Raw genomic sequence first — 25,504 nt, 5'->3', positions numbered from 1 at the left:
CTTTTTCCCACTTTTAGTACAGCGCTTTTGCAAAGCATTACTGCAAAATTGCTACTCTGCCTAAAAATCACATCCTCAAGTTAAAAATATAATATTGATAGGATCCTCCACCCAATGTTATAAGCCATTGATAAATAATTAAGACATGCTTCATTAGGAGGCATGTCCGCACAATAGAGGTACAAGCATCATATATTTTTGTTGTTTTGGCATTGGTAAACTGCAAAACAGCAAAACAAATCGTCGCGCTTAAACAGTAATAATAATTTTCCCTAGACTGTTTTTTTGCAATAGTGTTTGGGATTGATTAAGAATTAAATTTTATGCGTCTTATAACACCTAAAAATTCACATATGAGCAAAAATATGAGCAAAAATGAGAGATTTTTTAAGGTTTAAAATAAATAATCTCCTACGCTTTGGTATAAATATTGCGTGTTTATCAGTTTAATTTGCTGAAAGGTTTTACTTTAGGCCAGCAATTTAAATTTAATTCTATTTTTAGTTAATTGTTCGGTTTCTCGTTCAAATATTACATAAATTTCTGTTACCTGAGGACGGGAATTAAAGGTCAGCCAAACTCGACAAAAATTTATATGGGAGGTGTAATTTATATGGTATGAATTTACAAAAAAACTTTGTAAGCACTATATATTGGTAACCACAAAATACAAAAGAATACGTTTTAGGGGGTTAAAAGATGACGCTACGTTATTGGACATATGAGCTTATTGGACAGAAATTTTGGAATGAGCCCGCCGAGATCATGAGCCGGGAAAAACTGGATGCTTTTCATCTTCAACGTCTTAAATCCCTTTTAAATCATGCTTATCAAAATAGCCGCTTTTACAGGGAAAAATGGGACAGTATTGGTTTTCACCCGCAAGATGTAAAAACATTGGATGATTTCAAAACCAAGGTGCCCCTAACTGACAAAAAAGACTTTTTACATCTCCAGAGTGAAAACCCGCTTTATGGATTAACCAGTGCTGTACAGGAAGATTTCATGGCACATCATTGCAATACTTCCGGTTCAACAGGTGCTCCCTTGAGAATACCCTTTACCATGTACGACACGGAACGCTATGGAGAATCATGGGTTTACGGTTGGTGGGCATTAGGTATCCGACCCACTGATTCTTTTTACTTTGCTTTCAGTTTCGGCTCTTATGCCGGGTTCTAGAGTGCCTATTGGGGTGCCCGGCGCCTGGGGGTGAGGATTATTCCGGGCGGGGGGCAAACAACTGAAGGACACGTAAAAAACATTGCGGAAATGAAACCCACAGTCCTTATCAGTACTCCCAGCTATGCTTTGCGAATAGCGGAAGAGGCACAAAAAATGGGGTTTGACATGCCTAATTCAACCATCAAGTATACTTACCATGCGGGTGAGCCAGGGCCTTGTTCAATCGAAGCAATCCGTATGCAACTAGACGAAGCTTACGGCGCCATTTCCGGGGAATTACTAGGAGTGGCGGAACTTGATGCCATCGCCCCCGGTTGTCCTAACCGAAAAGGTGTGCACATGAACGAAATGAATAATTACTCCTGGACGATGGATCCGAGCACAGGCAAAGAATTAATGGACGGAGAAGTTGGCGAAAACATTATAACTACTTATGTAAATAACGCCCAACCTCTTATTAATTATAGGACCCATGATTTGGTTCGATCATATAGCCATCAAAACCACTGTGGGTGTAGTTGTACCTGGCGTTACCTCGACGGTGTGGTACTTGGGCGCAGTGACTACATGATTACTGTAAAGGCCACCAATGTTTATCCTTCGGCTGTGGAAAATATAGTATTGCAGGTGCCTGGAACTACCAATTACTTCCATTTAGTTTTAACACGAGATGCGGCCGGTCTGGACCAAATGGAAGTTATTTTTGAGCCCAAGCAGGATATTCCCGAGTCTGATTGGGGTAAAATTGCGGGTCAAATTCAAGAGAATGTTAAAGATAAAATAGGCTTGCGGATGAAGGTGGTGGCAAGCGAACCAAATAGCCTGCCTCGTTCCGACTCAGGCAAAATGAAACGCGTAATAGATAAAAGACCAAAGGAATTCCGCCGGGAACTGGATCGATCGCAAAATTAATAACCATTAATATCATTGCAAGGGGGTAACGTGGATGTTACAAGAAGAACATCTTGCCGTGTTAGCTGATATTCGAGCTAAACTATCGGTGTTAATCCGGGATACAAATATTCCAGCGCTTCTCCAATGCTATAAAATGGCTGACATGAACCTTCATTGGGCCAAATGGCTTCAAGGAGAAATCGACGAGATCGTGCCGGAGTTGGAATATAGTAAAGAATAATAACGAGAAATAGTTCAGAATATTGAAAAATAACTAATATTTTTAAAAAGTAATATTAATTTAAAAAAAGTGGCTTCCCTATTAAAGGAAAGCCACTTTGTTAAAATAATCAATTAGCAAATTTACAGAAACATTCTGCAAATTTGCTAATTGACATAGAGTGAGTAAACTAAGTGATAACTTTTATCTATTGTATACTTTATAACTATATTGAATAGACGCCATATGGGGTCAAGGCTAGGGCTAGGCCGATGCCGGCCACTACCATACATTTTTTAAAATGCCAATGGCTGTTCTGTGATAAGTTTAATGTTTTAAATAACTTGGACGGGGCAAACGCTTTAGTGGATAATATTATTGACATCGTAGCCCAGCATTCGATATAGAAAGTGGTGCTTGGTATGGAGGCTAAAGATTAAGAAGTTGGACAAGTTGATTATCAAACACCCTGAGGCTATGCCCCAGACTTTAACTTCTATTAAAGGGGTTGGCCAGGTTTATGCTGCCGGTACTCTTGCAGAAGTCGGTGATATAAGCCGCTTTTAAAATCATAAGTCCCTTGCCAAATTTACTGGCCTTTTTGGAATTAACATCAGTCCGGTGAATAACGGACACATAATACCCGCCGCATTCATTCCGGCAATAAGTACTTGAGTTATTATCTGGTAGAGGCAACCAACCTGATTAGATCATGATTTCTATCACACCCATTACGATTTAAACTGAAAGGTAACTTTGGTCTTAACTATAGTACCCTTTAATTGGTTTGACATTTATGTTAAGGAAGGAATTTTCGACGGACCATAAAAGTTTGAAGCCTGCGAAATAAGGACATCTATTCAAAACCACGGATGTTCTGCCAGAACATTGTGGTTTCTCGTTGCCAAGTCCTGTATTTCAGAAAAGCATAACTCAATTAAGTTATGTCTAATATTGATAGAGCTACGTCATTACATTTAGGCTCTATCCTGCAGCATTCTCTTTAATATTTTGCCAGTAGGGTTTTTCGGAAACTCATCCAAAAACTCTACTTCTCGCGGCAGTTTATATTTGGCTAATTTTAGCGCGCAATAATCGATCACCTCTTGTTTTGTCATTTTTTCACCTTCTCTTAACTTGATGAATGCTTTCGGAATTTCGCCACGAACAGTGTCTTTGAATCCCACTATGGCAACTTCCAAAACTTTCGGGTTCTCGTAAATAATTTCTTCCACCTCTCTGGGATAAACATTGTAACCACCACAAATGATCATGTCTTTTTTTCGGTCGACGATGTAAAAACATCTGTTTTCATTAACCTTACCCAAGTCACCAGTGTGGTACCACTCTCCACTGAAAGCTTCTTTGGTCGCCTCAGGCATCTCCCAGTAACCTTTAAAAATTCCCGGACCTTTGACCAATATTTCACCCACTTCTCCTGGCGGCAGCTCATTACCCGAATCATCTACCACTTTCATCCGGGTACCGTTAGCCTCCTGCCCCACGGAACCTGGTACACTGTGGCCTATTCTGCCATAACTGATGGTCGCGCTGGTTTCAGTAGCGCCATAACATTCACAATATTTAACGCCAAACGTTTTCTCTATTTGTTGAATATATTCCGCTGGCATCGCGGCCCCAGCCGCTTGGGCAAACCGCCAGGCTTCCAAGTTATGTTTATCTTTGTTGTAAACTTCAAGCATAAAAATATACAAAGTCGGGACACCGAGAAAGTGAGTAACTTGATAACGGGATATCAGGTCCAACGCTTTGTCTGTAACAAAACGCCTCATTGTTAAAATACCGGCACCGGCACAAAGCGGCCCGAGTACTGCACACATAAAATATCCATTACTATATGGTGCAGCAGTCAAAACTAAGTCATAGTCATTGACAAGCAGCACAGTTGAGCCATTTAATGTTGCAGCATATGTTACGTTGCCGTGAGTTAGCATAGCCCCCTTTGGTTGTCCGGTTGTACCGGAAGTATAATACAATGCCACCATATCGTCTTTATCGCAATCCACTGTTTGCAGCTTGTCGCTTGCTTCCATAATCAAATTACTAAAATCTAATGTACCCTCTACCGGGTCACCGATAGTGATAATATTTTCTAAGTGAGGTAATTTATCTATATGACTTATCAGGTTCTGTGCGATTTCCGCCGAATCTCCCAGCAGAACTTTTGCCCTGGAGTTGTTGAGGATGTAAATTAATTCGCTTCCCTTATATTGAATGTTACATGATGCGACTGCGGCACCAATCCTTGCTACCGCAAAAAAAGCAAATAAAAATTCGGGGCTATTCGGTAAATAGACTGCTACCCGATCGCCTTTATTTACTCCCATTTTCAGCAGGGCATTACCAAATTTATTGATCATACTTTCAAATTCAAGCCAACTGAATATCCTTCCATCATCCCCGCAAATAATAGCATTTCGATTTGGGTGAAAAGCTGCGTTTGTAATTATATTGGAAATATTCATTTCGTCCCCCCCAAAATAATAATTAATTTCTACCAGCTCCGGGCTCCCCGCCTGCAAAGAGGCAAATCCCATCGTTTATATTTTATTGCATGATTATGCCTTTCAATAAGGTTCAATATGAATTTACCTAATTCCAGGGTGCCCCAATTATTCTTGAAAACATAATTCTTCTTCAAAAGCGTTAAACAGTCTTCCCTATGCAATAAAACTCAGTTGAAGCAAACGTTCGTTACATAGTCGTACTGAACGTTTGCTGTGAGCATATACCCCTTGCAAGGTGCCAACCGTTGTTACCTAATGTGCTGTTTTCTGCATCCAGCGACCCCAATCTTTCTTCTTTACAGGTTAGAGACACACAAGCTTGATACCTGGGGATCTTCCATTCAATACGTTTTAGACCCATATGGTCTAACTCTAACAGTCTGGAGATTGGTAAGTACACTAAAAAATTAAGCACCGAACTATTATCCACGCCCAATTGGAACAGTATGACCTGTATACTCGCATTTAATCACTACAGGGCACGGACCATCAATAGTTCAACTATAATTACATTATGACACCTTTACTACAAGTGCTGCAGCAGTATCCCCAGCCGCGCATCCCGTGAACAGTCCATACCCCCCCCCGAGGATAACCAATTCTTCAATCATTTCAATAATTACACGCCCGGTTGTTGGTCCTTGGGGATGCCCGTATATAAGTGGACTGCCATAATTATTAAAATTCATGACTTCAATGTTCAGTTTCTTGGCAATATATATATCGTTGATCGTAAATGGATTATGCGTCTTTATGGCTTTTACATCCTTTATTCCAATTCCGGCTTTTTCCATAGCCATTCTTGCTGCAGGTATCATAGGAATTGATATATGAGCCTTGGGACCGCGAGCAAAACCGTAGGAAGCTACCTGTATTTCTATGCTGCTGTCAGCACTAAGTTCACGCGCCTTTTCCCTGGTGGATAAAATAATTCCACAGTTACCGTCAGCCGGGTAGGTTTGGGCGCCAAATGAGTGTACTCCTCCCTCAATAGCTGGTTTTAATCTGGCCAGACCTTCCCTGGTTGTAGGAGTAACGCCTTCATCCTCTTGCAGTAACGCGGTTTCTTTTTTTCCCTTTTTATATTCCACCGAGAACATGTAACGCTTCTGGAACTCCCTGTCATTAGCAAGTGCGTCCTGATACTGCTCGTAACGTCTATAAGTCACTGCATCGCAGTCTTCTTTGGTAATACCACCGACCATTTTAACCACATTTTCCGCTGTCTGGATCATGGCGACTCCTCCCCATGGGTCCTTGGCGAAATTATCCATCGCCCAGTTTTCTGCTATGACCATTCCACCGGAACCCATGGGGTTGGGCCAGATAGTGTGCGGGGAGTTGGACATACGGTCTGTCATAAGGCAAAATGCGTTTTCATAAAGACCTGTTTCGATACCCACCGCCGCTTGATTTATGCAGGTCGTGGATGTAGAACAAGCCTGGGGGATATGACAGCCGGGGATTTCCGTAGCTCCCATGAGGGCAGCCGCCCAGGGGGCAGCATAAAAGGTATGCAACTGGCCAACGGTTTTCCCTATAATAAAATATTCAAATATCTTTGGATTCAGATCCTTTGCCGCCAGCCATCTCCTGGCAGTTTTTGCCCCCAGTTCGATGGAGTTTTCATTCTGCAAACTCCCCTGCCAGCGGGCAAAGGGGGAACTGTAATATCCGCGATAAGGAATAAATGCTTTTATATACATAAAATTACCCTCCTCACTTATTGGTAAAATTTGGTTTGCGCTTTTCCATAAAGGCACTAAGCCCTTCCTTGCGGTCATCGCTGGCGAAAGTCAGGATAAAGTTCTTAACTTCGAAATCAAGGGCATCGTTTAGGTACATATTGAGCCCTTTGTCCACCGATCCCTTTAAAACACTCAAGGCGTGCGCCGGACGGGCAGCCAGTTTTAAGGCCAGGGATTTTGCCTCCCGCATCAGTTCGGCGGACGGTACCACCTTGTTAACCAGGCCGATTTGTTCGGCACGGACAGCGTCAATCATATCCCCCAGGAAAAGCAACTCCTTTGCCCTGGAGGCGCCAATCAAACGCGGCAAACGCTGTGTGCCACCATTGCCTGGGATAATGCCCAGGGTTATCTCGGGCAGCCCGAACTTTGCCTTGTCCGATGCTATTCTAAAGTCGCAGGTCAGCGCCACCTCAAGCCCACCGCCCAAAGCCAATCCGTTTATAGCAGCGATGACCGGCTTTTTTATGTTTTCTATTTGGCTGCACGTATGCAAAGAAACCAGGCAGAACCTGTACATCTCCACTGGTGTCAAGTCTTTTATCTCACTGATGTCAGCACCGGCGGCAAAGGCTTTTTCTCCGGAACCTGTAATAATCACCGCCCGCACAGACGGGTCATCATCCAGATCTCCGGCCACCTGAGTCAATTCCCGGTAGAGTTTGCTGTTTAACGGGTTTACCGGGAGGCGATTTAGATAAACCACGGCGATACCGTCCTCGATATTGACTATAAGTGTATCAAAAGCCATGTTTATTCCCCCTTTCATTAGTCGAAACACCTGTGCCTGTCTTGCGCCGTAAGTGGCCGAACTAAAGCTGCATTCATCTTAGGCCTTTTATTTCGGTTGCATCCTGATCGCTCCGTCCAGGCGGATTGTACTTCCGTTCAGCATCGGGTTCTGTACGATATCTTTCACCAGCCTGGCAAATTCATCCGGCCTTCCGAGTCTGGATGGAAACGGAACCATTTTGCCCAATGCATCCCTGGTGCTTTCAGGCAGACTACCCATCATGGGAGTATCAAAAATCCCAGGAGCAATCCCCATGACACGAATCCCGTAATAAGCCAGTTCCCGTGCCATAGGCAGGATCATGCTTACTATCCCTCCCTTGGAAGCACTGTAAGCCGCCTGCCCGATTTGTCCCTCAAAGGCTGCAACCGAAGCAGTGTTAATAATAACCCCCCTTTCTCCTTCATCATTGGGAATATTTTTTACCATCTTCTCTGCTACAAGACGGATTACGTTGAAGGTACCGATAAGGTTTACCTGGATTACTCGCTGAAAACTTTCCAGTGGCATGGGGCCTTTTTTACCCAACACTTTATGAGCAATGCCGATACCTGCGCAGTTTATAACAATATTAATTCCCCCGAATCTTTCCTGAACAGCGTTCACTGCTTTTAACACACTTTCCTCATCGGTAACATTTACTTTAAAAAAGGTTGCGCTATCACCCAGTTCGACGGCAATTTTACTGCCGGATTCCTCCGCCATGTCGAATATCACTACTTTTGCTCCCTGATCAGAAAAGCGTCTAATTACTGCTTCCCCAAGCCCCGATGCTCCACCCGTAACCACGGCTACCGATCCATTAATTTCCATAATGCAAAACTCCTTTTTTCTTTTTAAATATTCTTTTGAGAGCGACTGTAATTCTTATGTTTTTAACTCAATTGTAATCCTCTGGACATACCACCTTTACTTCAGAATTATTTCCTTATGATCTTCCACAGCCAACGCCTTTAAATCCGCCAACCAAAAAGGAATCTTCCTTAATGTCCTTAGAACAAGATGATTAAAAAAAACTTTTTAGGTCAAGGATCTTTAAGCCTTCTAACATACGACCTATATGTCATCACTCCAAGTTGTTAATTAATTAACTTTAGTTAAAAGTAATTTCCAGATATTGATTATCCCGGAGCATTCTCCTTAAGATTTTGCCAGTGGGACTTTTGGGCAACAAATCCAATACCGAACTTCTCAATTCCTCTAACATATTCCATAGACACGAAAGCACCGCTGATATTAGGTAGGGTTCTAAAGGTCCTAAAACACCAATAGATTGCCAATGACCAAGCGCTGTATATCTGAAGTGCCCTCTCCTATTGTAAGAAACCTGGCGTCACGATAAAGTCTCTGAACCGGATATTCCATCATAATCCCGTACCCGCCATGAATCTCCACTGCTTTTGTAGCTATACGATTGGCAGCTTCAGATGCAAAAAGTTTAGCTATCGATGCTTCCTTAGCCCGCTCTTTATTGACATCAGACAACCAGGCGCTATAATAAACTAACAGTCGCGCAGCTTCTAAATCCACCGCCATATCCGCCAGTTTAAAATTAACAGCTTGAAATTTCCCGATTTGCTGACCGAACTGTTCTCTTTGCCGTGCATAAGTCAAACCAGCATCAAAAGCCGCCCGGCAAACCCCCAGGCAATTAGCCGCCGTCATAATACGCCCGTCAACTAATGATTCTTTTAAATAATCAAAGCCTTTGCCCTCCTCCCCCAGCAAGGCACCTGAAGGCACAAAACATTCTTCAAAAATTAGCTCACCCGTATCTGATCCCCGTATACTCATCTTAGATAATTTCCGCAATACTTGAAAACCCGGTGTTTCTTTGTCAACAATAAAAAGGCTGATTCCTTTTCTGCCTTTGGCAAAATCAGTTTTCGCAGCGACAATAGCATAATTAGCCCTAAGAGCATTGGTAATGAAAGTTTTACTCCCATTAAGCAAGTAGCCATCTCTAACCTTCCTGGCCGTTGTTTGAATAGCAGCCACATCGGAACCCGCATTAGGCTCAGTAAGAGCAAAACAGCCAATTTTTTCTCCTTTGATGGCTGGGACAAGGTATTTCTGCTTTTGTTCCTCAGAGCCAAACCGGTAAATTGGCATTGTTCCCGCAGAAGTGTGCACGGATACCGCCGCAGCCACGCTCATTGAACCATACGCCATTTCCTCCACCATAATTATGTAGCTGATCATATCACTACCCGCGCCGCCATAAGCTTCCGGGTAACGGATACCAAAATACCCTTGTTTAGCAATATCCTGCAACAAATGGGAAGGAATTTCTTCTCCTGCATCAATTTCTTCAGCCAGGGGTATAATATTTTTTTTCACAAATCGGCTAATTGTTTGCCTGAGTAATTTATGCTCTTCACTTAAAGAAAAATCCATTTTTAAAACCCCCATACTCCTTAATTTTTTATAATACATCAAACGTTTGTCCCCAATTTTTCCTACGCATACATGTTTCATCATTGCCTTTTCTAAGACCAATAGTTTAGAGGGCAATTTGATATGGCGACAAATGTTTGGTGCAATTATGCCTAGATATATTTAACCATTCTTATCTTGGTATGTCAATAACTAACTTTGATTATGTATTCTTCGGCCACTTCTTCAATATCCATGCCGCCGGACCGATGCAATCAGAACGGGCTTTTTGGCGGCCCCATCGATGGTAATGGATATGTAAAGCTCCTTGTCGATTGCAGTTTCCCTTCCAACAGGAGTGTCTCCACCGGCAGGCCCCGAATGGTGGTCATGCCAAAAAGTTCACCGTCTGCGGCCCCAGCACCTTCCGGGGTATTTGCATAATTGATGCCGCAAGCTTTACCCAGCTTGCCGGACAAAACCTGGGACTCTACAGGGCCGTCTATTTCAGCTGCTACCCGGGCCGCTTCGTCCGGACTGGTTATAATTCTGCCTTTCGGCGCCGGAAGACCGAATTTGGCGAAAAGTTCCTTGCCATGTACTCATACATTTTCACCGGCTTAATCTATCCCCTCTGTTTTTTGTTTATGTGTTTCATGCTAATAATTAATAGTGTATCAAACGTTTGTCGCATTATGATTAAAAAGATAAGATATAATACTATTATCTTTATTGTTTAATATATATTGCCTTTGCAACTTACGTTCTTGAGTTATCGGTTATAGCCTTTAAACAATGACGTAACAATTCCATGGGATAATGGGTGTTCACGGAATCCTCCAAATGCATTCACTACTATTACAAGCTTGTGCTATCTTCACGTGTCTAACTTAGTGCCCTTTTCCGCCTTCAGTTCTATTTTATCAGTCTTAATGGATAAAATCTTTTGCTCAGCAAACTTGACCGGCAAGGAATCGGACGAATTGCGCGACCACTGCCCCTTCCACAAATACAATCTAAGTTATCAGTGACTATTATGCAAGCATAACAGTAATCGTCCCTCGTTAACCGATGTGGTTTAAATATTGGCAGGATAGGATATGCATACTCTCCAAAATTAGAATCATTATAATATTCATGTTAATTATTGCTTTTTGAAAGCCCGTTTATAATTATATCTTCAATAATTGCTGCAATTTCTTCAGAGGATAATTTCCCTTTTACCGAATACCACCTGTACGTCCAGTTCATCATACCTAATAGTGTATATGTGACAACTTTTGAATTTAAGTCTTTAAACTCTCCTTTTTGGATACCTTCCTCGATAATATTCTGTAGAATTATCTCATATTGCTTCTGTGCATCACGGATCTTTTCTTGATATTCCTCGGACAGTTGTTTAGTATCTTCTAGAAGGATGGCAAGTCCCGCCTGGTCTTTCACTATATATTGAACATGGGTATAAATAGCCTGGTGTAATTTTTCGGTAGCCGTGAGATTCTCCATCTGAATTTTTGATAGTACTTCTCTAAATTTAGATATCGCCCGCTCTACAATACGAAATAGTAATTCTTCTTTGCTGTTAATGTAATGATAAAGGCTTCCCCGATAGATTCCTACCGCTTCTGCAATATCCTGCATTGAGGTCCCATGGTAATTTTTTTTGCGAAAAAGTTGAACCGCCGCATCAATAATTGCAGCATAACGTTCTTCAGGTGTAGGCACAATAATAAACTCTCCTTATTGCAACAAATGTTTAGTGCACCAATTACATTTAATCATTCTTATTCTAAAATGTCAATAAACTAATGTTAAAATTCAATGTTTTTCCAAGCGACTGTCTTCATCCCCGAGGGTGGGAACCTCTCTTGTACAAAATTAAAACCCTCCGCCCCAGTATGAGACAAAGGGTTGACCCCCGCGGTACCAGTAAATTTACAGCATACAGCCGTTCTCTTAATAAGATACGTGATTAATAAAATCCAATATCCATCATCCTTTAACAACGGCAGACCGTCCGGGCCTACGCAGTTGCCAACAAGTACTTTGCACTTTCAACCCGCCTTCAATCAGCCCGGACATGTATTCCCACCATACGGGGCAAACAGGTCGTCTCCGTTGAAGTTTCCTATGGGGCTGTTATCGGTATTACCCACCCACAATGTATGATGCGGTAACTCGGGAGATCCCGTCTGCTCTTCCATGCACAATGGGAGTATGGCCTACAAGCGATAAAAAGTAAGGAAGCCAAATGGCGAATGGTGTAGATTGTCAAGGAAAATTTGATCTCCCATGAGAATACCCTTAACCATGTACGACACGGAACGTTATGGAGAATCATGGGTTTACGGTTGGTGGGCATTAGGTATCCGACCCACTAACTCTTTTTAATTTGCCATTAATTTCGGTTTTTATGCAGGGTTTTGGAGAAAAAAATAATGATCATGAAAAAAAAGTTAGAAGCTAAGGGTTATGTAGTATTATTTGAAAAATGTGTGAAGTAGTCATAATAACGAAAATGGTTCAGAATATTGAAAAGTAATTGATATATTTGAAAATAATATCACTTAAAAAAGTAGCCTCATATTAAAAGGAAGCCACTTTTTTTAAAATAATTCAATTAGCAAATTTGTAGTAAAATTCTGCGAATTTGCTAATTGACATAAGAATTGTCATTATTAATTTTATTTTTCCTGAATATGGCGCTATTTAAGAACACCATTAAAAAATAACTCGGTTGTTTCCGTTACAAATCCTTTTGTTGATAGCTGACCCTCCGGGTTAAACCAGTTATGAGAAAAGCTAATAATAGACCATATTGAAAAAGCTAAGAAAGTTAGATTAAAGTTTTTGAGACTCCCTTCATCATTTAGTCTGGATATTTCATTTCTTATTAAATGAATTACCTCTCTTTCATTGTTTTTAATGATTACCTGCTGTTCCGGGTTTAATCGCGGGCTTTCTTTTAACAACAAACCAATTTCCATTTTACTTTCCATTACGCATTGTACCCCATGATCGATAATTCGTTTAATGTTCGTTTGAGGACTATCATTTTTATTTATTGCAGAGCTCACATATTGCATAAGTCTGTCTAGTGAAGAGTTAAGAATGTTGAAAAGAATATCCTCCTTGTTTTGAAAAAAATAATAAAGCCCGGCAACACTGAGTTCACAAGCTTTGGCAAGTTCTCGTATTGAAGTGTTATCATAACCATTTTTACTGAAAAGCACAGTAGCTACTTTAATAATTTCTTCCTTACGGCCAGCCAATTTTTGCCCTCCAATTACTGGATTTTATCTCCGATAAGTTAGTGGGCTACTCCACCCTTCGCTTTGTTCAGGAAGGTACTACCAGGAACATAAACGAAGTTACATAACTTCCTGGTTCAAGTAGACCCTTTACCGCAACCTAGTTCCCAGGCATTTCACCGCCTTTCAGGCAATATAAATTTTTAGGACTCTTTTGGACAGTTGCAGTTGAACCGGAGAGTATACTGAGTGATAGCTTTTTTATCTATAGATAGTTCATAACTATATTGTACCAGAATAACCGACCTAGAACACTGTTTTATTGTAAATATTCATACTTTTCTAAACTACCATATTAAGAAACAAACCCGCCTTCCATCCCCGTCCTTCGCAAGCTTAGGACGGGGATTTCCCGACGGGTTGAGTTAAAACCAGGTTGAACAGACGGGGCGGTCTATTTATACTTAATAACATCCTGAAACCTATGTCCTACCACGGCGTAGAACACGTGATGGTAAAGTTGCCCCGGACAGCAACACCCATGAAGCGAGGATGCTGTAGAATATAGATAATAAAAAAACTTCACTTAAATAACCTTTTACATAATGCCAACCTTCAGTGAGCAAACCCACTATAGGCACCTCCTTTTTTTGTTGTTTTTGTTTTATTTCTTGACCAAGCCCTTAAATAGTACATCACTCCGCACAACCGCATGGGTTCAACCCTGGTAAAACAAAAGTTATGGACAATATTGCATTAATTAGTGAACGCTTGTTAAGTTTATTTTAACAAAATTCTGTCATTTGTCAATAGTCAAAATAGTTTAATCTGTATTTTTACATGTCCATTTTTTTGTATCAACAATCATGCCTATATTTTGCACCATCTATATTGATAATTTAGCTATAACAGACTAAAAAAATAAGCGGGGCGTGTTAACCGCCCCGCTCCTTGCTATTTCCGCAATCCCGCTTTTCTTTCCATAATTGCCCGCACCTGCAGAGGCAGTCCGAACAGGTTGATAAATCCAGCGGCATCAGCCTGGGTGTATACCTCGTCCCGGCCAAAGGTGGCCAGCTCTTCGTTGTAAAGGGAGTAAGGCGAAGTGGTCCCGGCAGGAGTGCAGTTGCCTTTGTAAAGTTTCATGCGCACCGTACCGGTGACCGTGCGCTGGGTTACATCCACAAAGGCGTCCAGCGCCTCCCGCAGCGGAGAGAACCACACCCCGTCGTAAACCAGCTCGGCATAGCGGGAGGCCACCATTTCCTTGTAATGCAAGGTAATGCGATCAATGGTGAGCAGCTCCAGCTCCCGGTGGGCAAGGAAGAGTATGGTACCCCCCGGCGTTTCATAGACACCCCGGGATTTCATACCCACCAAACGGTTTTCCACCATGTCCACAATGCCGATACCGTTGGCCCCGCCCAATTTATTCAATTCCATAACCAGTTCATCGGGGGGCAGCTCCCGGCCGTTGACTTTTTTTGGAATACCCTGTTCAAAATATATTTCCACATAAGTGGGCTCGTCCGGGGCCTTTTCGGGCGGCACGGTGAGCAGCAGCACGTCTCCCGGCGGCTCCTGGCCCGGGTCCTCCAGGGCCCCGCCCTCGTGGGAAAGGTGCCAGAGATTACGGTCCATGCTGTAGGGCCGGGATTTGGTTACAGGCACGGGAATGCCCCGGGCTTCGGCATAGTCAATGGCATCATCCCGGGAGCGAATATCCCACTCCCGCCAGGGAGCAATTATTTTCAATTCGGGCTTTAAGGCCTTCACGGCCAGCTCAAAGCGCACCTGGTCGTTGCCTTTGCCGGTGGCACCGTGGGCTATCGCCTCAGCCCCCTCCTGCTCGGCAATTTCCACCAGCTTTTTGCCGATCAGCGGCCGGGCCATGGAAGTGCCCAGCAGATACTTACCTTCATAAATGGCGCCGGCCTTTAATGTGGGGTAGATATAGTCAGTGACGAATTCCCGCTTCACATCCTCAATGTACAGCTTGCTGGCCCCGCTTTTTAGCGCTTTTTCATGCAGCGGCTCCAGTTCCTCTCCCTGACCCAGATCTGCAGCCATAGCAACAACTTCATAACCATAGTTTTCCTTCAGCCAGGGTATGATAATGGATGTGTCCAGACCCCCTGAATATGCTAAAACCACTTTTTTCATATCGCCAACTCCCTTCTTAATACAACAACGGCCTTACTGACACCCTTTACAGAGCCAAGTGCCAAACATGTACAGGCAGCCTGTATATTACAATACCGTGAATATCATAGCAAATATCATATTAAAGCAGTGCTGGAACTGAATGCATTTTTATACGGAAAACCTTGCTATTATTAATACTTTTCACCCTTATTTACCCATAAGCAGCGCCATTACGGCCTTCTGGGCATGCAGACGGTTTTCGGCCTCATCAAACACCACCGCATGGGGGCCGTCGATTATTTCAGCGGCCACCTCTTCACCCCGGTGAGCGGGCAAACAATGCAGGAATATGTAATCCGGTGCCGCCAAGGCCGCCAGCCGGTCATTGATCTGGTAAGGTGCAAACACCTTCATCCTGGCCTGCTGTTCACTCTCCTGGCCCATGCTGGCCCAGACATCGGTGACCAATACATCGGCCCCCGACACGGCCTCCTCGGGTCTGGTGGTTATAGTGACAGATGCGCCCGTTTCCAGGGCGTCCTGACGGGCCGCCGCCACGATCTCCTCCCGGGGCAGGTAGCCCTCCGGTGAAGCCACGCTGATATGAAGGCCTGTTTTGGCACAGCCATATAGAAGCGAGTGGCAAATGTTGTTGCCGTCGCCCACATAGGCCATTTTCAGCCCGGCCAGGCGACCCTTATGCTCCTGCACCGTCAGCAAATCCGCCAGTATCTGGCAGGGATGAAGCAGGTCGGTAAGACCGTTAATTACGGGCACGGACGCATATTCGGCCAACTCCTCCACATCGCTTTGGGCAAAGGTGCGGATCATGATGCCGTCAAGGTAGCGCCCCAAAACCCGCCCGGAGTCGGCAATACTTTCCCCCCGCCCCAACTGCAGGTCGTTTGAGCTTAAGAACAGGGCATGTCCACCCAGTTGGTACATACCCACCTCGAAACTAACCCTGGTGCGGGTGGAAGACTTTTGAAAAATCATGCCCAATGTCTGCCCCTGCAGCAGCGCATGGGGCTCGCCCTGTTTTTGCATTCGTTTTAGTTGGGCAGCAAAATCAAGCATAAAGGCAATTTGCTGAGGGGTGAAATCATGCAGAGAGAGCATGTCCCTCCCCTTTAATGTCTCCTGGATAGAGTTCATTTATATCACCGCTTTTCAATTAAGATAACCTCATCAATACTTCGTCATAAACATTTATTGACATAGTATTACGCATGATTTACAATTTAACGAATTTGCAAAGACCATTCATATGGGTCCTTAAGTCATTGATAAATAGACAATATCCCAGCGTCTCGCTGTGTCGTTGAAGCCACTTATATGACAAGGAAAAGGTCTTTGTGTCTTTCTTTACAAATACAAGTACTATTCATTTATCCTTTAAGTCGTCAATAAATAAGACAATGCCTCGGTGTCTTTCTGTGTCTTTAAAGTCATCTATAATAAGACAAATGAAACGTCCCCGCGTCTTTTTTTTCAGTCACCAATAAGACAAGGGAAACGTCCCCGTGTCTTATTGCTCCTGCAATACTCCGTCTAAAATCTCCACGGCCTTGTCCACGTCTGCAGTGGTTATAATCAGCGGCGGCACAAAACGCAGTACGGTATTATTGGCGCAGTTAATCAACAGCCCCCGCTCCCGGCAGCGGTTGACAATATCCCCGCCCGGTAGGGCCAATTCCAGACCCAGCATCAGTCCCAATCCGCGCACTTCTTTGATAAAACTGTATTTGCCGGCCAGCATGTGCAGCTTTTCTTTAAAGTATGACCCAACGTGATTACAGTTTTCCAATATTCCGCCTCTTATAGTAGTCTGCATGGCGGCCAGACCCGCAGCACAGGCCAATGGGTTGCCCCCGAAGGTGGCAGCGTGGTCTCCCGGCGCAAAGGCCGCGGCCACCTGCTCTTTGGCCAGCATGGCTCCCATAGGGAAACCGCCGCCCAGCGCCTTGGCCAGGGTTAATATATCAGGTTCCACTCCGTAGTGCTGATAGGCCAGGAATTTGCCGGTGCGCCCCAGGCCGCACTGCACTTCATCAAAAATCAGCAGCAGCCCGTTTTTGTCGCACAGTTCCCGTACGCCGGACAGATATTCCTCAGCAGCAGGCAGGACACCGCCTTCACCCTGCACCGGTTCCAGCATGATGGCACAGGTATGGGGACCCACCGCCCCGGCCAGCGCCTCCAGGTCGTTAAAAGGAACGTACTTAAAACCCTGGGGCAGCGGCTCAAAGCCCTTTTGATACTTGGGTTGGCCGGTGGCTGTAATAGCGGCCAGGGTACGGCCGTGGAACGAATTTTCAGCGGTAATGATTTCATACCTATCAGGACCGTATTGTTTTTTAGCCCATTTGCGGGCCAGCTTAATGGCCCCCTCGTTGGCCTCAGCCCCGCTGTTGCAAAAGAAAACCCGGTCGGCACAGCTGTTTTCCACTAAAATCTCAGCGAGTCGCGCCTGGGGCTCAATATAATACAGATTGCTGACGTGCATCAGCCGGGCAGCCTGTTGCTGTACCGCCTGTACCACAGCCGGGTGGCAGTGCCCCAGTGAATTAACCGCAATACCGGCTACAAAATCAAGGTATTCCCGACCCTCAGCATCCCACAGCAGCGCCCCCTCGCCCCGCACCGGAGCCATGGCAATGCGCCCGTAGGTATGCATAACATACTTATCACTTAACTGCATAATTTCATTGGTGTTCACTATCTCGCCCTTCTTTCTGGTCAGTGCCCGGAAGCACGGGGACGGTTCTCTTACTTCCCAAGGCTCCGCCTCTTCTTCCAGGTCAGTGTACGGCAACCAACGACACTATCACATTTGGGCTATATGGATCAATTGGGTATCCATATTAACCTCATTATGGGGACCACTCAAAATTCGGCACGAATTTACAACAGGGACAATGGAATTAATTTTTAACATCAAACACCAGCAATACAATCGTTCAACTTTCAACACCCGGCACCATCTAAAGTGTTAGTTGGTTACCATGGTACCCACACCACGGTCGGTAAATATCTCCAGCAGCACCGAATGCGGCACCCGGCCGTCTAAAATGTGGGTGGTGCCCACCCCTCCCCGCAGTGCGGATATGCAGCATTCAACCTTGGGGATCATTCCCCCGTCGATGATGCCCTTCTCCACCAGTTGGGGCACACCCTCCCTGGTTACCGTGGAAATCAGCGATGCTTTATCATTGCGATCAGCCAGTATACCTTCTACGTCGGTGAGAATAATCAGTTTATCGGCATTAAGGGCCACCGCCAGGGCCCCCGCGGCGCTATCCGCGTTCACATTGTAACTGTCGCCGCCCTCACCCACGGCCACCGGTGCCACCACGGGAATATAGCCTTCCCGAATTACCGTGGCCACAATACCGGGGTTTACCTGGCGCACTTCACCCACCAGGCCAATGTCCACCATTTCCTCGCTGCCGTCCGGCCTGCGCACGCGGCCCATTTTTTTATCGGCCACCAGCAGATTGCCGTCCTTACCGGAGAGGCCCACCGCATGACCGCCAATATCGTTAATCATACCTACGATATCTTTGTTGATTTTACCCACCAGCACCATCTGGGCAATTTCCATGGTTGCAGCATCCGTAACCCGGAGACCGCCCATAAAACTGCTTTCTATGCCCACTCTTTTCAACATGCCGGTGATTTCCGGCCCACCACCGTGGACAATAACGGGATGCATCCCCACATATTTCATTAATACTGCATCTGTCAGTACCGCCTTTTTTAACTCACAATTAACCATGGCATGGCCGCCATATTTGATAACCACTGTTTTACCGTAAAACTTTTTAATGTAAGGCAGGGCTTCCACCAGAATACCCGCCTTTTCCATAGGGCTCGGCACCCTCCCCACCTCCTTTCTTAGGGGTCAGGCTTAAACTTTCTTAAACTAACTGCATAATTTTAATATATGGATAAAAACACAATGGCATTAGCTGGGCTATTAATTTTATTATTTTAAAGTCTGTTCGAAAGTTCACACGCAATCCGCTTCGAATTTGTACGTTAGTTCAGCCTTTACGTTTCTGCGTTGGTTCAGCTTTCACGCAATGCCCACTTATTCCCTTATTGGCTCCATTCCTCTAAGCTTTCGTCGCCTTGATAGTGCCAGGTTTTAAAGTTTAACATCTAAGATTTTCAACTTTCAACACCCGGCACCCACCATGGGCATCGTACTAAGTACGGTAGCTGCCGTTAATGCGCACGTAATCATACGTCAGGTCACAGCCCCAGGCTGTGGCACAGCTGTCGCCATTGTGCAAATCAATGGTAAATACCACCCGGTCACCGGCCAGCACCTCGGCGGCCCGCTCCTCGCTGAAAGGCAGCCCCCCGCCGTTTTTAGCCACCTGCACATCTCCCACATATATATCCACGGCATCCGGGTCGAAACCGGCCCCGGAATACCCGGCGGCACAGAGGACCCTGCCCCAGTTGGCATCCTTGCCGAACACGGCTGCCTTGACCAAGCTGGAGGAAGCCACCGCCCGGGCCACCAAACGGGCATCGAGCTGGGTAGCAGCGCCCTGCACCTGCACCTCAAGCAGCCGGGTGGCCCCCTCACCGTCTGCGGCCACAGCCACGGCCAGCTTGCGACACACTGCTTCCAGCGCGGTGGCAAAGGCTGCGTAATCTAAATCCTCGCCGTTTATCACCCGGTTGCCCGAGGCACCGTTGGCCAGGGCCACCACCATATCGTTGGTGCTGGTGTCTCCGTCCACGGTGATCATGTTAAAGGTGCGCTCCACCGCTGTGGTCAGCGCTTTATGCAGCCAACCGGAATCAATGGCGGCATCGGTGGTAATAAAGCACAGCATCGTAGCCATATTGGGGTGAATCATCCCCGATCCTTTGGCCATACCGCCAATGGTGGCTTTGACTCCGCCCAGCTCTACCGTCACTGCCGCTTCCTTGGCCACAGTGTCAGTGGTCATGATGGCGGCCGCGGCATCACGGCCACCTTCTCTGCTTAATTCCGCCACCGCCCGCTGTACACCGGACAGCACCCTGTCCATGGGCATGGGCTGACCGATTACACCGGTGGAAGCCACCAACACCTGCTCCGCAGGCAAGCGTAAAAGTCCCGCGGCCTCGCTTACCATGGCCCGGGCATCATCAAGCCCCCGGGGACCGACACAAGCATTGGCATTGCCGCTGTTGGCCACCACGGCCCTGGCTGTACCATCCTTAATATGTTCCATGGTTAACAGAACGGGTGCAGCTTTAACTATATTAGTTGTAAAAACCCCGGCAACGGAAGCCTCCCGGTCCGAATACACCAGGGCCACATCTTTTCTTTCGTGCTTGATACCCGCCACCGCCCCGGCTGCAGTAAAGCCCTGGGGTGCCGTTACCCCGCCGGTAATTTCTACGTATGCTGTTTGCGACATGCTCACTTTCCTCCAAACTAACTGTTTTCACTAAACCTACGGGTATAACCCCGGTTTATCCAGGCCCATAGTTTCCGGCAAATCGTACATCAGGTTCATATTTTGCACGGCCTGGCCCGCCGCTCCCTTGATCAAATTATCTATGGCGGAAATAACCACCACCCGCCCGGTGCGCGGATCCACCACGGGCACCACGTCACAGTGGTTAGAACCCGCTACTGCCTTGGTCTGGGGCAGTATTCCCGGGGGCAGCAAGCGCACAAAATATTCATTGCGGTAATAATCCTCATATACAGAACGCACCTGTTCCAAGGTCATCTCTTGCTTTAGTTTGGCATAAACCGTGCTTAAAATACCCCTGTTCATGGGTGTCAGGTGCGGGGTAAACGATATCACCATTGACTCACCCGCCAGCTTGCCCAGCTCCTGCTCAATTTCGGGCGTGTGCCGGTGCATGCCCACATTATAAGCGCGGAAATTTTCATTAACCTCGGCAAAATGGACACCCAGGGACAAGCCCCGGCCGGCCCCCGAAACCCCTGACTTACTATCCGCCACCACGGTGCCGGTATCCACTAAACCATGGGTTAAAAGCGGTGCCAGCCCCAGTATGACGCTGGTTGGGTAACAGCCGGGATTACCCACCAGGGAGGCTGAGCTGATTTTATCCCGGTGCATCTCGGGCAGCCCGTAAACCGCCTGTTCCAGCAACTCCGGCGCGGTATGTTCAACTTTATACCACTGCTCATATACCTCCCGGTTATCAAAGCGGAAATCTGCACCCAGGTCAATAAACTTTTTCCCCTGCCTCAATGCTTCCTGGGCCACTGGTATGGCATGCCCGTGGGGCAGGGCCGCAAATATGACGTCGGCTTCACTGACCAGGGCCGGCAAATCCAGCTCCCGGCATTTTTGATCCACATATTTGTATAAATGCGGGTATACCTCACAAAATGACTTACCCCCGTAACTCTGGGTGGTTAAAGAGACCAGTTGGGTCTGTGGGTGGGCCGATAGTATGCGTACCAACTCGGCACCCGCATAACCCGTGGCACCGATTATACCAACTTTAATCTTCATGTAAACAACCTCCAAAATGCAATAAAATTATTATACATACACATGAATAATAATACAACGGTTTTCCTGCACATATTGAGAAGGTTTTTCATAAATTACCTGTAACGATCAAAATCTATTTAAAACAAGGAGGTGCACCTGTTAGTATGCCAAATAATAATCAAACTCCCTTAGCCCACCCCTTGGTCACCCTGATGCTGCTGATGGCCGCCAACACCCCTGATCCCGCCGGCAAGCTGAACAACTTGGGTCAGGCCGTTAATTCCATGCGCGAAGCACTGACCAGTATTAATGCAGGGTTGGAATCCTTCCACACCCGGGTGGTACCGCTTATTATGCAACCACCCAAAAATAAAAACCAACAGTAAACGGGTTATGCATTAAATGCAAAGTATACAAGGACGGATGATGCCTGAACACAAAACCAATATTGTGTTCAGGCAGCTACGCCCCTGTGCAAGTCTAAGGTTATATATTTATGCATTCCAATGTATATCCGGTTGCAGTACTGATTTTATTCACCAGGGCCACCCACCGGGGGTCATCACCGGCCGGGGGATTTTTCAACTTAACCCGCACCAGCCGTTCCTTTTCAAAGAAGCCCGGCTCCTTAACCAATCCCCAGGAGGGATCCAGGGCTGAGCGCACTTGCGATTTAATTTCATTTTGATTGGGCCTGGGGTTGATGCGGACAGGCCATCCAGTTTGTTTTTGCAATTCTTCCAGCTGCTCCCGGTACCGCTCCCCCACATCGGGGCTGATAAAACTTATCTCTATATATTCGCCGCCGCCATCCCGCTTTTTACCCACCTTATAAACTACCGCCCCGGCCTGTTGCAGCACAGTGCGTATGACTGCATAGGCAGCATTGATTTCCATAGCGGCGTCGCCGGGTCCGGCAGCCGCAGGGCTGGCAGCACCGTCTATTTCACCGGCGGCGCCATTCGCGGTTACAGCTCCACCGAAGCCAAGTGACACATCACCGCCGGGGGTTTCTATAACCAGCTGCTGGCCGGTTAGCTCTTTAAATCTCCGCACAAGCTCAACAGCTGCACCCTCCTCACCCGGGGGGATTTCACAGCGCACGCTCACCCGGTCATCTTCCCGGTGAATGGAGGGATTGCGCAGCAACTGCCATGTTTGAGGTAAAATTTGGCGGGCAGCATCGGCCAGAGCACCGTGATGGGCTTCGGGATGTACCCGTACCGACCAGCCTGTAACAACGCTCAGTTCTTCAATTTGCTGCTCGTACAATGCCCCCGCCAAGGCAGGGAAATGGAAATACAACGTTATTTCTCCCTTGAGCAAATCCAGCCCCTTACGGTACAGCCCGCTTTCCGGCCCAAACAGTTTCTCCGTCACGGCCAGCGCAGCGTTTTGTTCCATCCGGTCTATCATTTCCTCATCAAGTCCTGGCTGTTCCCGGGGCACATGGGCACAACAAGCATAAAGGGGCACGTCCCCGGGGGTAAACTGCCGGGTAAAATAATCGGGGTGGGTATTCAGCCGCCAGGCCAGGGCCGTGAGTGTCTCAATATCTTGATCCAGCCCCAGCAAAGTAAGCAGCCGGCCTGCACTAACCGGCTCAGCAGCAAGGTTTCGCATTTTTTCCCACAGCTCGCCGGGCTTGAGCTGCCGGGATATAGGCTGTACTTTTAATAAAAACCGGTGCAATCTTTGTTTTTGCTCTGCTCGCACCGCACTTTCATCCAGCACCAGTCCCTGCTCTTCAACCGCTCCGTTTTCTTTGGCCGGCCTGGTTTTTTGTAGCGCCGCCTTGCCTTCAAATTGAGGTTCAGCACTCCGGTCCGATTCACTTTTAAATGAAGATCCCTCTGCAGCACCCGGCTCATACCAGGGGCCAACAACCTCCAACAAACTTTCCGCCGGATGCCAGGTGCCTTCCCGGCCCACCTTCCAGGCATAAAACCCCAGTTCATCCACGTCGTAGCATATGCCTGCCCGCACCGCACCGCTGCCATCCCGCACCAAAACCAGCTTGCCCGGTAGGTGGGGGACACCCAGCATAATGGACTCCCGCTGCCTGTCCGCCGCAACTTGATCCGGCCGGCGGGAGCGGTAAAAATAAGGGTGCTTCCAATCAGCGGCGAAATAGCGCCGGTCGTCTTCCAGCATGACAACCACCTGTGCCTGTTCTTCGGGAGTCACCTCGGCCCTAAACCATAAGGCGGCCAGCTCTTCGGCCGTATACAGCTTATTGCGGGAGGCCGCCCTGCGCACTAGCTCGTCCCACAACACTCCCAAATCGGGCGGATCGCTGCGCCGGTGTACAGGCACCGCATTGTCTCTACGTTGGGTAGGGCCGACGGTAAATTTACTGCGCTGGCTGCGCCGAAAGGAAAAATCCAGCCACTGGCCATTCTCAGGAGTCAACACAGACTGTTTGCTGTCCGCCAGGGTTTGGGACAGTGCCTGCCTGGCCCCGTCATCGCCGTGCACCAGTACCACCCGCCGGGGCCGCAGACGGGCCGCCAGTGACGCCAGCTCACCGGCATCCGCATGGGCGGACAGGCCATATTGATCCACCCGGCACCGCACCCGGGTTTCCACGCCGCCCAGGGTAATGGCGGCATCCGGATCATCAGCCAGCCCCAGCAGCTTGTGACCGGGGCTTTCCTCGTCCTGATAGCCACAAAATATAATGGCATGCCGGGGATCGTTCACCAGGCGGGAAGCGTAAAACTGCGAAGGGCCGCCGGTTAACATCCCGGAGCTGGCAATAATACAGGCCGGGGCGCCGGCGAGCACTTTTTCCCGCATGGGCGTAGCCGTTACCGGCCTGGCATGCCCTTTATCCCGGAAAAAGGGATTGCCCCCGTTGTTGATAAACCGTTTGAGGGGACCGCGCAACAATTCCGGGAAATTCAAGTAGGCCTGGCAAATGCTGCGCACCATACCGTCCACCCAAATGGGGAACTGCGGTATCAAACCGGCCTGCTGGTGAGCTAAAATGAGCAATATGATCTCCTGGGCACGGCCCAGCGCAAAGGCCGGGATGAGAGCGTGACCGCCCGAGGAAATCACTTCCGCCACGGTTTGCGCCAAAGTCTTCTCTTCCCGCTGCCGGTTGGCATGCAGGCGATTGCCGTAAGTTGCTTCCATCACCAGCAGGTGGGGCGCAAAATCAGGTGCCACCATACCGGATATGGTGCGCTGGTTGCCTGCGGATATGTCACCTGTGTACAATACCCGTCCTTCAGTCCCTTCCAGCCCGAGCATGGCGGCCCCAAGTATATGACCGGCCGGGAAAAAGGATGCTTTTATACCCCCGGGCAGCATTACGCTGCCTCCCATGGGCACGGGTACCACCCGGGCAAACATCCTGGCCACCAAATCGGGATCGTAAAGGGGGCATTCCAATTCCTGCTCAGCCTTGATGGACATTATTTTAAGGGCATCTGCCAACAGCACCCGCATTAAATGCACCGTGGGCGCAGTGGCGTATATGGGAACCGTAGGGTAGGCACGGTGCACCAGCGGCAGTGCACCAATGTGGTCCAGGTGGGCGTGAGATACCAGTACAGCGGCCACCCCGCCCGCTTCTTGTAAAAGCGCCAGGTCCGGCAGTGCATCCGCGGGTCCGCCTGCTGCACCACCGCCCATGCGAATACCGGCGTCCATTAAAATGTTAGTGCCATCCATCTGGAGTAAATTGCAGCTGGCACCCACCTCGCTGCCGCCTCCCAGGGCTATATAACGCAATATTTCTCCCTCACTATCTAAATTATCTGTTTCCTGTCAATTATACAGATTCTTGTACTTATACGCTGATTCCTGCCGGTTGAACACACAACGTTGTATTAGTACGGGGGCCGGGTTATGATAGTATAAAAAATT

General features: G+C 47.2%; 20 protein-coding genes. 5 read left to right on the top strand and 15 right to left on the bottom strand.

Annotated elements, in window-relative coordinates; genetic code table 11:
• Window positions 1-699: 699 nt before the first annotated feature.
• From DESGI_RS02250 to DESGI_RS26360, 4 genes are all read left to right on the top strand, one after another.
• On the top strand, window positions 700-1,182 hold the full coding sequence (locus tag DESGI_RS02250) for a phenylacetate--CoA ligase family protein (protein WP_006523505.1): 483 nt from the start codon (window positions 700-702) through the stop codon (window positions 1,180-1,182).
• Between the two features lie 30 nt (window positions 1,183-1,212).
• Entirely contained in the window at window positions 1,213-2,097 is an 885-nt protein-coding gene (locus tag DESGI_RS02245; RefSeq protein ID WP_041284736.1) for a phenylacetate--CoA ligase family protein, read from the top strand.
• Window positions 2,098-2,131: 34 nt separating this feature from the next.
• Window positions 2,132-2,320 (top strand): hypothetical protein, encoded by a 189-nt coding sequence (locus DESGI_RS02240; RefSeq protein ID WP_006523507.1) that lies wholly within the window; start codon window positions 2,132-2,134, stop codon window positions 2,318-2,320.
• Between the two features lie 456 nt (window positions 2,321-2,776).
• Window positions 2,777-2,866, top strand: coding sequence for a transposase (locus DESGI_RS26360; protein WP_353740038.1), 90 nt, complete (start codon window positions 2,777-2,779; stop codon window positions 2,864-2,866).
• A gap of 410 nt (window positions 2,867-3,276) precedes the next feature.
• On the opposite strand, the gene DESGI_RS02235 is transcribed toward DESGI_RS26360, so the two are convergent.
• From DESGI_RS02235 to argC, 14 genes are all read right to left on the bottom strand, one after another.
• Window positions 3,277-4,785 carry a class I adenylate-forming enzyme family protein gene (locus DESGI_RS02235; protein ID WP_041285126.1) on the bottom strand — a complete coding sequence of 503 codons (1,509 nt, stop codon included), beginning with the start codon at window positions 4,783-4,785 and terminating at the stop codon, window positions 3,277-3,279.
• A gap of 554 nt (window positions 4,786-5,339) precedes the next feature.
• Window positions 5,340-6,533, bottom strand: coding sequence for a thiolase family protein (locus DESGI_RS02230; RefSeq protein ID WP_006523509.1), 1,194 nt, complete (start codon window positions 6,531-6,533; stop codon window positions 5,340-5,342).
• A gap of 13 nt (window positions 6,534-6,546) precedes the next feature.
• Window positions 6,547-7,326, bottom strand: a complete 780-nt coding sequence (locus DESGI_RS02225; RefSeq protein WP_006523510.1) for an enoyl-CoA hydratase/isomerase family protein — start codon at window positions 7,324-7,326, stop codon at window positions 6,547-6,549.
• An 87-nt stretch (window positions 7,327-7,413) separates the two neighbouring features.
• Window positions 7,414-8,181 carry a 3-hydroxyacyl-CoA dehydrogenase gene (locus tag DESGI_RS02220; RefSeq protein ID WP_006523511.1) on the bottom strand — a complete coding sequence of 256 codons (768 nt, stop codon included), beginning with the start codon at window positions 8,179-8,181 and terminating at the stop codon, window positions 7,414-7,416.
• 444 nt (window positions 8,182-8,625) lie between these two features.
• Window positions 8,626-9,765, bottom strand: a complete 1,140-nt coding sequence (locus tag DESGI_RS02215; protein ID WP_006523512.1) for an acyl-CoA dehydrogenase family protein — start codon at window positions 9,763-9,765, stop codon at window positions 8,626-8,628.
• Window positions 9,766-10,019: 254 nt separating this feature from the next.
• On the bottom strand, window positions 10,020-10,289 hold the full coding sequence (locus DESGI_RS23545; RefSeq protein WP_245561180.1) for a hypothetical protein: 270 nt from the start codon (window positions 10,287-10,289) through the stop codon (window positions 10,020-10,022).
• A 595-nt stretch (window positions 10,290-10,884) separates the two neighbouring features.
• Complete coding sequence (locus tag DESGI_RS02205) at window positions 10,885-11,469, bottom strand: TetR/AcrR family transcriptional regulator (protein WP_006523513.1); 585 nt, start codon at window positions 11,467-11,469, stop codon at window positions 10,885-10,887.
• 980 nt (window positions 11,470-12,449) lie between these two features.
• Window positions 12,450-13,016: a TetR/AcrR family transcriptional regulator gene (locus DESGI_RS22815; protein WP_006523514.1), complete on the bottom strand. Its 567-nt coding sequence runs from the start codon at window positions 13,014-13,016 to the stop codon at window positions 12,450-12,452.
• Between the two features lie 933 nt (window positions 13,017-13,949).
• Window positions 13,950-15,158 (bottom strand): argininosuccinate synthase, encoded by a 1,209-nt coding sequence (locus DESGI_RS02195; RefSeq protein ID WP_006523515.1) that lies wholly within the window; start codon window positions 15,156-15,158, stop codon window positions 13,950-13,952.
• A 189-nt stretch (window positions 15,159-15,347) separates the two neighbouring features.
• Window positions 15,348-16,295: an ornithine carbamoyltransferase gene (gene argF / locus DESGI_RS02190; protein ID WP_041284734.1), complete on the bottom strand. Its 948-nt coding sequence runs from the start codon at window positions 16,293-16,295 to the stop codon at window positions 15,348-15,350.
• A gap of 373 nt (window positions 16,296-16,668) precedes the next feature.
• Complete coding sequence (locus DESGI_RS02185) at window positions 16,669-17,859, bottom strand: acetylornithine transaminase (RefSeq protein ID WP_041285124.1); 1,191 nt, start codon at window positions 17,857-17,859, stop codon at window positions 16,669-16,671.
• Between the two features lie 273 nt (window positions 17,860-18,132).
• Window positions 18,133-19,020, bottom strand: coding sequence for an acetylglutamate kinase (gene argB / locus DESGI_RS02180; RefSeq protein WP_041284733.1), 888 nt, complete (start codon window positions 19,018-19,020; stop codon window positions 18,133-18,135).
• Between the two features lie 331 nt (window positions 19,021-19,351).
• On the bottom strand, window positions 19,352-20,566 hold the full coding sequence (argJ, locus tag DESGI_RS02175) for a bifunctional glutamate N-acetyltransferase/amino-acid acetyltransferase ArgJ (protein WP_006523519.1): 1,215 nt from the start codon (window positions 20,564-20,566) through the stop codon (window positions 19,352-19,354).
• 36 nt (window positions 20,567-20,602) lie between these two features.
• A complete protein-coding gene (argC, locus tag DESGI_RS02170) occupies window positions 20,603-21,646 on the bottom strand; it encodes an N-acetyl-gamma-glutamyl-phosphate reductase (protein WP_006523520.1) in 1,044 nt (347 codons plus the stop codon).
• 146 nt (window positions 21,647-21,792) lie between these two features.
• Between argC and DESGI_RS02165 the strand changes: the two genes are divergently transcribed.
• Window positions 21,793-22,014 carry a hypothetical protein gene (locus DESGI_RS02165; RefSeq protein WP_006523521.1) on the top strand — a complete coding sequence of 74 codons (222 nt, stop codon included), beginning with the start codon at window positions 21,793-21,795 and terminating at the stop codon, window positions 22,012-22,014.
• A 100-nt stretch (window positions 22,015-22,114) separates the two neighbouring features.
• On the opposite strand, the gene DESGI_RS22810 is transcribed toward DESGI_RS02165, so the two are convergent.
• Window positions 22,115-25,369 (bottom strand): MBL fold metallo-hydrolase, encoded by a 3,255-nt coding sequence (locus DESGI_RS22810; protein WP_006523522.1) that lies wholly within the window; start codon window positions 25,367-25,369, stop codon window positions 22,115-22,117.
• Between the last annotated feature and the right edge of the window lie 135 nt (window positions 25,370-25,504).

This window comes from Desulfoscipio gibsoniae DSM 7213, from assembly GCF_000233715.2.
Taxonomy (GTDB): Bacteria; Bacillota; Desulfotomaculia; order Desulfotomaculales; family Desulfallaceae; genus Sporotomaculum; species Sporotomaculum gibsoniae.
This window is presented reverse-complemented; position numbering and strand designations above follow the sequence as displayed.